This window comes from Kribbella sp. NPDC058245 (assembly GCF_042882005.1).
Lineage (GTDB): Bacteria > Actinomycetota > Actinomycetes > Propionibacteriales > Kribbellaceae > Kribbella.
Map to the genome: position 1 here is coordinate 99,760 of NZ_JBHVWY010000023.1, position 11,907 is coordinate 111,666.

6 protein-coding genes and 1 other RNA gene are annotated in these 11,907 nt (G+C 66.4%); 5 read left to right on the plus strand and 2 right to left on the minus strand.

Going from position 1 to position 11,907, the window contains the following annotated elements; genetic code table 11:
• The first annotated feature begins 103 nt into the window (after positions 1-103).
• The 4 genes from ACFVWG_RS38260 to ACFVWG_RS38275 all read left to right on the plus strand — a co-directional run bounded on the left by ACFVWG_RS38260 (position 104) and on the right by ACFVWG_RS38275 (position 7,623).
• Positions 104-1,285, plus strand: a complete 1,182-nt coding sequence (locus ACFVWG_RS38260; protein WP_391548401.1) for an MFS transporter — start codon at positions 104-106, stop codon at positions 1,283-1,285.
• 230 nt (positions 1,286-1,515) lie between these two features.
• Positions 1,516-4,467 (plus strand): hypothetical protein, encoded by a 2,952-nt coding sequence (locus ACFVWG_RS38265; protein WP_391548402.1) that lies wholly within the window; start codon positions 1,516-1,518, stop codon positions 4,465-4,467.
• The gene (locus ACFVWG_RS38270; protein ID WP_391548403.1) at positions 4,451-6,217 is read left to right on the plus strand and encodes a hypothetical protein; all 1,767 of its coding nucleotides are present in this window, start codon (positions 4,451-4,453) and stop codon (positions 6,215-6,217) included. The genes ACFVWG_RS38265 and ACFVWG_RS38270 overlap by 17 nt, the downstream gene beginning before the upstream one ends.
• The gene (locus ACFVWG_RS38275) at positions 6,214-7,623 is read left to right on the plus strand and encodes a hypothetical protein (protein ID WP_391548404.1); all 1,410 of its coding nucleotides are present in this window, start codon (positions 6,214-6,216) and stop codon (positions 7,621-7,623) included. The genes ACFVWG_RS38270 and ACFVWG_RS38275 overlap by 4 nt, the downstream gene beginning before the upstream one ends.
• Positions 7,624-7,631: 8 nt before the next feature.
• On the opposite strand, the gene rnpB is transcribed toward ACFVWG_RS38275, so the two are convergent.
• Positions 7,632-8,032: RNase P RNA component class A (gene rnpB, locus ACFVWG_RS38280), an RNA gene on the minus strand.
• A gap of 33 nt (positions 8,033-8,065) precedes the next feature.
• Positions 8,066-8,440, minus strand: a complete 375-nt coding sequence (locus ACFVWG_RS38285) for a DUF952 domain-containing protein (protein WP_391548405.1) — start codon at positions 8,438-8,440, stop codon at positions 8,066-8,068.
• A gap of 729 nt (positions 8,441-9,169) precedes the next feature.
• On the opposite strand from ACFVWG_RS38285, the gene ACFVWG_RS38290 reads away from it, so the two are divergent.
• A complete protein-coding gene (locus tag ACFVWG_RS38290) occupies positions 9,170-11,905 on the plus strand; it encodes a DUF5703 domain-containing protein (protein WP_391548406.1) in 2,736 nt (911 codons plus the stop codon).
• Positions 11,906-11,907: the final 2 nt, after the last annotated feature.

The following is an 11,907-nucleotide window of genomic DNA, read 5'->3' on the forward strand; positions in this document are numbered from 1 at the left end:
TGATCAGCTGGGCGAATCGCTTTGACTCATATCGATCTTCTGCGATACTTCGATATGTCGATACCTCGGAGCGTATCGAGCTGCTGACAGAAGGAGACGGAACATGCCAATCGGGCTTCTCGCCCTAGCTCTCGGAGGGTTCGGGATCGGGCTTACCGAGTTCGGGATCGTCGGGTTGCTGCCGGAGGTGGCGTCGGACTTCACCGTCTCCGTGTCGGTGGCCGGCTACCTGGTCTCGGGCTACGCGCTGAGTGTCGCGATCGGGGCGATCCTGCTGACCCTCGCGCTCACCAAGGTGGACCGCAAGCAGGCCCTCGTCGGGCTGATGGTGCTGTTCATCATCGGCAACCTCGTCTCGGCGGTCGCCCCCACGTACGGCGTTCTGCTGGCCGGGCGAATCATTGCCGCGCTGTGTCACGGCGCGTTCTTCAGCGTCGGTGCGGTGGTTGCCTCGGACATGGTTGCCGCGAACAAGAAGGCCGGCGCGATCTCGCTGATGTTCGGCGGACTCACGGTCGCCAACGTGCTCGGCGTACCGCTGGGAACTTTCCTCGGGCAGCAGCTCGGCTGGCGCTCGACCTTCTGGGCGATCACCGTGATCGGTGTTGTCGCACTCGCCGGTATCGCCCTGCTCGTACCGAAGACCGAGCGAGCCGCCGCGACCAGCCTGCGCACTGAGCTCGGTGCGTTCAAGCGTGGTCAGGTGTGGATCACGATCGCAATCAGTGTGCTCGCATTCGGCGGTGTCATCGGTGGCTTCACCTACATCGCGTTCACGCTGACCGAGGTCAGTGGTTTCGCGACCGCCACCGTCCCGTGGCTGCTCGTCCTGTTCGGGCTCGGCACCTTCGCCGGCAACCTGATCGGCGGCAAGGCGGCCGACCGCGGACTGAACAAGGCACTCACGACCTTCCTGGCCGGGCTGACCGTGATCCTCGCGGCCTTCGCCCTGGTCGCCGAGAACAAGATCCTCACCGTCATCGCCCTGCTCCTGATGGGCGGCATCGGTCTTGCCACTGCGCCCGGCCTGCAGATGCGGTCGATGAAGTATGCCCCGGACGCCCCGACTCTCGCCTCAGGCGCGAACATCGCGGCCTTCAACATCGGCAACGCCCTCGGCGCCTGGATCGGTGGACTCACCCTGGCCGCGGGCTACGGGTTCACGTCACCGCTGTGGGTCGGCGCGGGCTTGAGCCTGCTCGGACTCATCGTGGTCGCAGCGGGCTCCATCCGCTCGGCCGCCCCCGCCGCCGCCTCCGAGCCGGAGCCCGTCGCGGTGCAGTAGTTCTTCCCACCCCTCGGGAAAGAAAGGCCATTCGGCCCGGTAGACCAACCGGGCCGGGTGGTCTTTTCCCTTGAGGTTTAATTTATCGATCGATTCAACCTTGGCATTCCATGGAAACGATCCATTTCGCCATGAGATCGATCTCATGAACCAGTGTGAAATTACTTGAACGGGCAGCAGCAGCGAGTTTCAATGGCTGAGCGATAGTTCTCGCCAGAGGAGCCCCGCCCATGCTGGAATCAACCGCCCATTCGCTGACCGCGCCGATCCGCCGGTCATTGCTCCAGACCTACCCGAGGGGTCATGTCACCCTCGAGGCGGCGATCATCGAGGCCGGCCCGCCCGGGGTCACCGACCTCGAGGTCCATGCCGACCGGCTCCGGCTGCGCGCTCCGACCGGAGTGACCGAGATCCCCTTCGACATCAGTGGATTGACCACTACACAAGGGGATTACGACTTCGTTCCGGACGCCGCCGACCAGGCCATGCTGATGGTCGCGGCCGACCGGCAGAGCGAGGTGCTGGCCGTCCTGCGGCCGCACTACTGGCTCGTGCTGGGCGTCGAGGAGGCCGGTGTCAGCCCACTGCTGTTCGGCACCCGCGAGGTCCGGCAATTACTCGGAGAAATCCTCGAAAAGCCCGGTCTGGCCGCATTTCATCGCCATGTCGCCGGTATTGCGCAAGCCCTTGACGAAGGCCGCCGGCCGAGTACGACGGAACTCCTGGAAAGCCTCCATGACATCTGTCACGGATTACGGGATTCCGGCACCGAGCCAGAATTGCGCAGTACCCTCGAAGCCACCCTCGCCATTCGTGGTGTCCGTCCGGTGCTCGCCATTCGCCGGGCTGCCCGGGCGATGATCCTGCACCGGCTCGGCCTGGACGACGCGGCCTCTCTCCGCGAGACGCTGATGCAGCCGCGGAACCTCCCCCGGCTGACCCGATCACACGGGATCACCGCCGAGACACTCAAAGAGCTGGACCGCGGCCGGATGCTCGATCTCGTCGACGAGCTGCGCGAGTTCGAGTTCCTCGACCTGTTCCTGATCCACCGGACCGCACGGCCCGGCACGATCGGCGAGGTTCTCTCCCGGCACGGCCTGCCGGCCAGCACGGTGACCACCCCGGACAGCCTGCGCGAGACGATCACGATGGCGCGCTCGATCTCGCCGATCAGTTCGTACCTCTTCGCCCATGAGCGCAAGCGCCGCGCCCTCGCCGATCCAGACGCAACCCAGCCGGTACGGCGAGGCCGGCCGGCCGGTTTCTTCCCCGGGCTCGGGAGCCGGGCCGCGTACCAGGACCTCGGCCGTGGGCTCTTCGACAGCGGCATCCCCGAGGTCACCGAGATCTACGAAACCGGCGCCCGCGCACTCGGTTTCGACGACCCGGCCAGGATCCTGCTCGAGCCGGCCAACCTGCCCACCGGCCGGATGGCGAGGCAGGGCTTCATCGGCGCGGCCTTCGTCGTACACAACCTGGCGCTCGAAGCCCAGCTGCGCGCGCTCGCCCACGACCACGGCGTACCGCTGGGGTTCGTCGCCTACACCGGCGAGAGCTTCGGCATCATCGCGGCCGCGATCGCAGCGGGCTCGTTGTCGGTCGGCGACGGCATCAAGATCGCGCAGGCCTTCACACCGCTCGTGCTGGTCGCGGCCGAAGGCGCCGATGACGAGCCGTTCGCCCAGCAGATGACTGCCTACCTGCCGCAGGCCGAGCCACTCGTACCGGAGCCCTTCCACGTGATGGGTCTGCAAGGCGACCCGGACCGGCTGACCGACGTACTGCGGGAGATTCAGGAGACGTGGTCCGCCGATGACGTCGAGGTGCACAAGCTGTACTCCGCCCGCCAGGCCAACGTGTACGTCCGTGGTGGCGCGAAGACCAAGTTCGAAGAGTTCGTCGCCGAGTTTCCCGCGGTCCAGGCCGTCGAGCTCAAGGACCCGACGACGTTCCTGGCCCACTCGGCAAGGATGCGCGGTGTCCGAGCAGCACTGGACCGGTTCATCTCCGCGCAGGGCATCGTCTTCCGCAAGCCGCGTGTCCCCGTCGTCTCGAACAGCACCGCCGGGTTGCTGACCACGGCCGCCGAGGTCCACGACGCCGTACTGGCGACGATCGACGAGGTGATGGCGTCCCAGGCCACTGCCGAGACACTCGACGCCCTCCGGCCTGATCTGATCATCGAACTCGGACTCGGGCACAAGTCGGTGCGGCTGCTGAAGGACAACAACCTGGAGACGCCGGTACTAGCGTTCACCGGCGATGGTCAGGAGACCAAGGAGTTCTTCGATGCACTCCAGCTGGTCGACCACGTGCTCGCCGAGTTGACCGAGCTCACGGCCGGCGACCACTTGTCCGACCGGCATCACGATCTGCTCCGCGATCTCTTCCGGGTGGTGGCCGCGAACCAGTTCGCCCAGCCCTACCTGGCCAGCACGATGGAGCGCGTCATCACCCAGGAGATGCTGAACTCCGAACGCCGCGACATCGAGGCCGTCGGCCGCTTCCTGGAGATCTTCCAGCACACCTCCGCCCACCGCGACAGCATCGACGTCGCGAGCGGTGAGCTGGTTCTCCAAGCCCGCTTGAAGAAACGCATCGTCGGGCCCGCCGAACAGCTAGGTCAGGTGTACGCCGAGCTGACCGTGCTGGACGCCACGGGGTGCATCTCCAGTCGCAGCCTGCTGGCCGGGAAGCAGCCCGAGGTCGTCGTGGTCCACTTCGACCGGCCGGCCGATCTCGACCCGGTCGACCTGGCCCGCCGTACCAGGTTGTTGCTCGACACCCAGCCGCTGGCCCGCCAGATCTACGCACAGGTCCCGGAGGTCACCCCAGAGGCCACGGGCGGCGAGGACCTTGAGCTCGCGTTGCTCGTCCACCAGTTCACGTTGTTCCACGTGCTGCACCGACACCGCCCGGCGATGTTCGCGCAGACCGACTACTACCTCGAGGGCAGCGACCCGATGGGCTGGCTGGTCGCCCTCGCCGCCTCCGGCGCGACCACGCTCGCGCGGATCGTCCGCGTCTATCGCGCCCTGCTTCGCGGAGAGACCGGTATGGCGCTCGACGACCTCCTCGCGTCGCTGCAGAACGCCGTCGTACCGGTGCTGTCTCCCGAAGGAATTCCCGTCCAGAACGTCAAAGACCTGGAGGCTGCAAGCCATGTCACCATCCACTGAAAACGCAGTAGCCGACATCGCGAGCAGCCTCATCGGAGCGGTGATCGCGAGCACCGGTCTCGTCGAGACGACCGAGGTCGCGCGCCGCCCGCTCCAGCTGAACGGCAACTGCCAGATCCTCTCGCTCGGCTCGGTCCTCGACCCGGCCCGGATGAACGCCGGCCCGTACCGGACCGATGTGATCTCGATGGTCTCCCCCGCCGACATCTGGAAGAAGGGCCTCAATCCCGCCCTCGACGCCTTCGAGGACCGATCGGTCCTGCGGCTCTCCCCCGAGAACGAACGCGTACTTCGGCACGCCCAAGGCCGGCGGCTGCTGAGCAGTACCGTCAACGCCTACATCGGCGTCGGCGAACGCGTGACGGGGTTCGGCGCCGGTGGCAGTGAGTCGATGACGATCTTCCTGCACCGCGACGGCGACACCCGGACGATCGTCCGCAAGATCCTCAGTGAGGCGCTGACGACGGCGCACTGGAATCCCGAGGGCGAAGGCGTGATGCTGCCGCCGTTCGCCAAGGCGCGCAAGCAGGCCGAGTACCTGCAGGCGCTGCCCGAGTCGGTCCGCGAGATCTTCCCCGAGGTGTACGACGTCCTGGAACGCGACATCCCGGTTCCACCGCATCTGCAGGCGGACGGCAAAGCGTCGTACCGGGAGGTCATCTACGAGATGAGCTACGTGACCGGCGAGGAGGTCAGCCGGTACATCGAGAAGTACTCACCGCCGCCGGCCGTGATCGCCCGGCTGTACGAGCAGATCTTCGGGATCCTCTACCGCAACGTGCACTCGGTGAACCGGGTACCGGCCGACGGCGAGACGCTGGAGGCGTCGTACTTCCGCAAGATCGAGGACCGGCTCGCGCTCTGCCGCCTGACCGCGCCGAACACCTTCGGGCCGGATCTGCTGGACAGCGAGCAGATCGTCATCAACGGCACGCCTTATCTCAATGCCGGCGCTCTGCTGAGCCGATTCCGCGCGCACCCGGAGTGGCTCGAGGTTCTGGAGCCGCGGTCGCACTCGCTGGTGATGGGCGATACCAACACCGAGAACATCAAGCTGGCCGACATAACAACGTTGCAGCAGGCGCAGGACGTGATCGAGTCCGGTGCTTCACAGGCAGCGATCGACCAGGCGATCGCCGCGATCACGCCGGAAGCTCTGGGGATCAAGTTCCTCGACCCGCGCGCGATCGGTTTCGAGAGCGACGGGGCCGGGACCCGCGACGACGCGATGTACGACAACAAGCCGTGGCACAACTCGATCGGGCACTACGACGAGATCCACTTCGAGCAGTTCCGGCTCCAGGTCGCCACTGCCCCCGGTACGACGCCATCGGTCGGCATCGAGTTCTTCGAGGGCAACCCGTATCAGCGCGCGTACCAGGTCCGCGACGTGACACCGGCCGGTGCGCCCGTCGACAACGCCAGCCCGCGCGGCATGGAGGACTACTTCAAGCCGGTGATGACCGCGGCCTACGATCTCGACGACCCCGACTCGCGATACCTGGCCGAGGACCCGTACTGGCTGGTGCGGTTCGTGTTCGTGATGGGCACGCACTTCACCGCGATGCCGCCGTTCCACTTCCAGGCCGAGCTCGACGGCTCGCTCCGCGACACGTACGGCGCGCAGCGGCGACCGGTCGCGATCTACTGCGAGGGCATCAAGTGGCTGAACTGGGCGCTGGAGATGCTCGAAGGGACCCGCACAACCTTCCTCGGGTTCGACGTTCCGCCGATCGGGGTGGACGCATGATCGAGCTGTCGAACGAGTCGCGGATGATCGCGACGCCGTGGAGCCGGATGGTGCGCGGGATCGGCCTGGGTCAGTACCCGGTCGACTACGACCCGGTCGCGGCCGAGTGGGTACGGCGTACCTTCGACCAGCTGTCGCGACGGGTCTCCCCCGCGAACTCCTACACGCTGTTCGCCCGGCACCTGTCGGAACTGATCCTGCAGGTCAACGACCCGAACGCCTTCGCGGATGTGAATGCGCTCCTCGATCCGGTGCTGGCCGCCGTACGGGCCGAGCAGAATCCGTACTACCGCCTGATGGCCGGCTGCATCCTGCTGGACTCGTTCGCCAAGCTGCAACTCGACGTACCGGCGGACTTTCCGGCCGAGGTGCTGGCCGGGCTCGATGCCATCGAGCCGAATGCGATCAAGGATGAGAACAGCGGCCGCCATGGCGAATACGAACGCCTGTCTGCCTGTACGGCGGTCTTCCTCGCGCTGGGCCAACTCGGGCTGGCTGATCGGCTGGTCACGGCTGAGCGCAATTACATCGTGGAAGCGCTCGGACTACTCGAACAGATCCCGGCACCGTTCTTCCGCGGTCGCGGCGGCTCGATGCTGCTCTCGGTCTGCTACCTGCTCGGGTACGGCGAATACGTTCGCACTGCTGAACGCGATCACGTGGAAGAACTGCTCGAGTATCTCGACCGCGCCGACGAACTCGAGCTCGAACCATCGTTCCCCAGCGCGATGTCGGCACTCTTTCCACGGATCTATCCGCTCGTCACACTGATGAACGCGATCGCGATGTCCGGCCGGGCGGAGTACCTGACCTATCGCAAGGACCGGCTGGCCGAGCTGCGCTGGCTGATGGGCGGGATCACCGACACCGAGCGGACCCACATGGGTCTCTACTACATCGTTGCCCTGCACAACCTTGGGCGCCTGGACGAGCAACTGCCGGATCTGAACGGCTTCGTCGACTCGCTGGTCGGCCAGTGGAAGGAGATCGATCCGGGCGAGGACTACTTCCTGCGCGGCATCTCGTACCCGTACCTGATCTCGACCGCGATGGTCACCGGCCGGCTCGACCTGCTGACCGAGGAGACGTTCGACCGGCTGGCCGACGCGTACCCCGATCTCGAGCGCGCCGACGCGGACCGCGACAACCGCCCCTACCCGGTCAGCTACGCGCTCAACATGCTCGGCGAGATCGGCGAGGCCGGGCGTCTGTTCAGACCACGACTCCGGTACGACGGTCGCGCGCCCCTGCAATGGGTGATCGAGCGAGTGTCGGAGGACGGCGTACGGGAAGGTAACCGGCTCTACATGCTGGACCACTCGCTCATCAGCTATGCACTACGGCTGCGGGGCGCGAACGCTCCGGAGAGCGAGCTGTTCAGGGATTGGAAGTGGCAGCTCGCCTGACAGGAGGTGGAACGGGCCGGTCATATAAGCCGGATCCTGTCGAGTGCGATCATCTATCTACGACGGCTGTTGCCAGCCGCCTCTAGCAGCCTACCCGCGAGCTCGGGCGGGCAGCCCTCGAACGCTCACGCGGACGGCGGTTGCCCGCCGTCCTTCTTGGCCTTGCTCCACGTGGGGTTTACCGAGCCTCCCCAGTCACCTGGGGAGCTGGTGGTCTCTTACACCACCGTTTCACCCTCACCCGCACTTCCATGAACCACGGGGTTCACCGAAGCCGCTGGCGGTCTGTTCTCTGTGGCACTGTCCCGCGGGTTACCCCGGGTGGGCGTTACCCACCACGTTGCCCTGTGGAGTCCGGACTTTCCTCGGCAGCCACTCACGTGGCCGACGCGATCGCCCGACCGACCCGTTCCTCGATCAGGATACGGCTTCCGGAGCTGCATCACGAACGGAGTGAGTGATCATCCAGCACTGTGGGCCATCGGCCGTCCGCGCCCCGCTCGTACGGCCGGTCGTCGAGCACGGCGTCGAGGTTCAGCGGCCCGTAGATGTGCGGGAAGCTGATCCCGATCCCGTCCAGATCCTCGTCACACAGCGCCGACACCAGCCGCTCGGTGTCGATCACCAGCAAGGTCAGCGGACCCGGCACATCGTCGTACACGAAGTTCGCCACCATCGCGACCTGGTCATGCCGCGAGCAATGAATGAACGTCGCCCCGGCATCCAAGGACTTCCCCCGCGTCGACCACCGGTAACACCCGGCCTCCACCGCCGCCGCCCACTGCTCCGGAATCGCGATATGAAAAATCGTCGCCATCCGCCCACCCTAAATCCCCATCCTCCCCCACCCCGGCAGCACCGCCGTACGCCGCTCCCCACCCCCGCCCCGCCCCCGCTCAGGCGCCAACCCTCCGGCTCAGGGGCCAACCCTCCAACTCAGGGGATATCCCTCCAGTTGGGGGGTTGCCCATTGAAAATCTCAGCGGGCAACCCCCCGGCTCAGGGGATATCCCTCCACATGGAAGGTTGCCCATTGAAAATCTCAGCGGGCACCCCCCCCCCCGGCTCAGGGGATATCCCTCCGCTTAGGGGGTTGCCCATCGAAAATCTCGGGGGGGCAACCCTCCAGCTCAGGGGACAACCCTCCGGCTCCGGGGATATCCGTCCAGTTGGGGGGGTGCGGGCCAGCGGTCGGTGGGCGAGGGCGCGGGGTGGGTCGGCGGAGAGTAGGAGTGGGGTGAGGGCAAGGCGCACGCGGTAGAGGCGGCCGTCAGTGGGAGTGGGATGCAAGAAATGGGTGGGCGGGGCGTAAGAAGTTGGCAATGAGTTTGGATGGTCGCCCAACGAAGTCTTGACGTGACGCTCCGGGGCAGGAAATATCCGATAGCACCCAGGGTTCTCCGCGCCCGGCCGATGGGTCCGCCCCCAAGCTCATCAGTGAGGTCCGATGCACGCCCCCGTGCGCTTACCCCTGCCCAGAATTCGGCCGAAAACCCGCTCCCGTCCCCCGTCCGGGCCAGCCCGCGCGCTGCTCGCACTTGCGCTCGTGGCCGGTCTGCTCACCACCGGCGCTCCACCTGCAGTCGCGGCCGGTACGACGGCGTGGCAGAACGGCTCGTTTGTCGTCGATACCCCGAACGTCGTGCGGCGGTCGGACGTCGTCGTCCAGCGACCTAACACCGCCCCGGCCGAATCCCTCCCGCTCGGCAATGGTGCCCTCGGCGCGGCCGTTTGGGCCGCCGACGGCTTTACCGCCCAGCTCAACCGCACCGACACGTTCCCCGACCGCAAGTCCCTTGGCCAGTTGGTGATTCCCGGCTTATCGCGGCTCACGACCGCGGCCGACTTCACTGGGACACTCGACCTGTACGACGGGATGTTGCGCCAATCCGGCGGCGGCATGACCCTGACCGCGTTCGTCCGGGCCGATACCCAGCAACTGGTCGTCGACGTCACCGGCGCTGACCCGAACAGCACGCAGACCGCTCAGGTGAAGCTGTGGAGCGGACGTTCACCACAAGCACGAGCATCAGGCGGTACGGCGGCGCTCGCCGAGACCTGGGTGGACAACAACGGCGCCGGCGCATCCGGTCGCACGTTCGGCTCGCTCGCCGGGCTCACCGCGGGCGGTCGCAACGTCACCGCGTCCACCCCGAACAATCTCACCGGTCAGGTCAGCTTCCAGCCCAACACCGACGGTTCGTTCCGCGTCGTCGTCGCCGCACCGACCTGGACCGGTGGCGACTCGATCGCCACGACCAACGCCGTACTGAACGGTGCAGCACAAGGCGAGGTGCGGAATGCGCATCTGCAGTGGTGGCACAACTACTGGAACTCGGCCGGCCTGATCAAGATCAGCTCGGCGGACGGTTCCGGTGACTACGTCGAGAACCTGCGGACGATCTTCCTGTATGCGAGTGCCGCACAGAGTCGTGGCGTCCTGCCAGGATCGCAGGCCGGTGTCGCGGACCTGTTCACGTTCTCGCAGGACAAACGCGACTGGTTCCCGGCCGGCTACTGGTTCTGGAACCTGCGGATGCAAGTCGCCGCCAACCTGTCAGCGGGTCTGCCGGGCCTCAACGATCCGATGTTCCGCCTGTACCGCGACAATCTGGACGCGATCGCATCCTGGACAAGCGTTCATATGCCTGGCCGCCAAGGCCTATGCGTTCCGGAGACGATGCGGTTCAACGGCAACGGCACGTACAACGGCGGAACCAGCAATTCCTCCTGCGACCAGGCCAGCTCCCCCAGCTACAACGCGCTCACGGTCACCACGGGTGCCGAGGTCGGGCTCTGGGTCTGGGAGCACTACCGGATGACCGACGACCAGGCGTTCCTGACCGCGCACTACCCCCTGATCAAGGGTGCCGCGCAGTTCCTGCTCTCGCACGCGACGACCGGTTCCGACGGCAAGCTGCACACGCGGTCCAACGCGCACGAGACGCAGTGGGACGTCACCGACCCGACCACGGACATCGCCGCGATGACGGCGTTCTTCCCGGTCGCGGTCAAGGCCGCGCAGAACCAGAACGACAGCGCACTGGTCACCCAACTCAATGCCGCGATCCCGAAACTGCAGCAACTCCCCCGCACCGACACCGCGACCCAGACGCAGCTCCTGAGTCCGGCAAACGATGCCAACGGCAACACCATGATCGGCCTCTCGACGCAGCCGACGGCCGAGCGGCATAACAGCGAGAACATCGGTCTCGAAGCGGTTTGGCCGTTCAACTTGATCGGTGACAACTCCGCACTCGGTCGGCGCACCTACACCTCGCGCAGCTACGTCAACGCCGCCGACTGGAGCTACGACCCGCTGCAGGCCGCGCGGCTGGGCCTCGCCTCCGAGGTGAAGTCCACGCTCCTCAACGCCACCCTGAAGTACCAGGTCTACCCCTCCGGGATGGCGAGCTTCACGGGTGCTCAAGCCTCCGAGCCCTACATCGAGCAGTCCGGCGTACTCGCCGCGACCGTGCCCGAAGCCCTCGCTCAGGACTACGACGGCCTGCTCCGGATCGCCCCCGCCTGGCCGAGCGACTGGACCGGCGAAGGAACCGTTGCCATCGGCCACAAATCCAAGGTCCACGTCCAGATCACCGCCGGTACGCCGACCACGGTCGCAATCACCTCCGGCGCCAACCAACAGCTCGCCGTACGGAGCCCGTGGCCCGGTCAAAGCGTGACGGTCCTCGACGGGCAGACCCGGGCGACCGTCGTACCGGCTCAGTCCAACGCGACGTTCACGATTCCGGCACAGTCCGGCCGGTCCTACCTGGTGGAGAAGACCGGCTCGGCCATCCAACCGTTCCAAGCACTGACCGGTACGCCGGCCACGGCGGCGCGGCGGTATGACAAGGCAACCATTGGCTTGCCCAAGGCAACACCAGGGACCGGCACGATCAGCCTGCGGGCGCGGGCCAACGGCAAGTACGTCACCGCCGGAACCGGTACGCCGCTGATCGCGGACAGCACCACGATCGGCACGGCGCAGCAGTTCGACATGGCGGATCTGGGCGGCGGCAACGTGTCGCTGAAGGCCCGGGCCAACGGCCTGTTCGTTGCCGCCGACAACGCCGGTGCGGCACCACTGCTCGCCAAGAACGCGGCCGTCGGGTCGTGGGAGACGTTCCAGCTGATCCGCAATCCCGACGGCACGGTCAGCTTCCGCGCGCAGATCAACAACAACCTGGTCTGTGCCGAGAACGGCGGTGCGGCCGCGCTGATCGCCAACCGGACGGCGATCGGTCCCTGGGAATCGTTCGACTTGATCAACAACTGAAG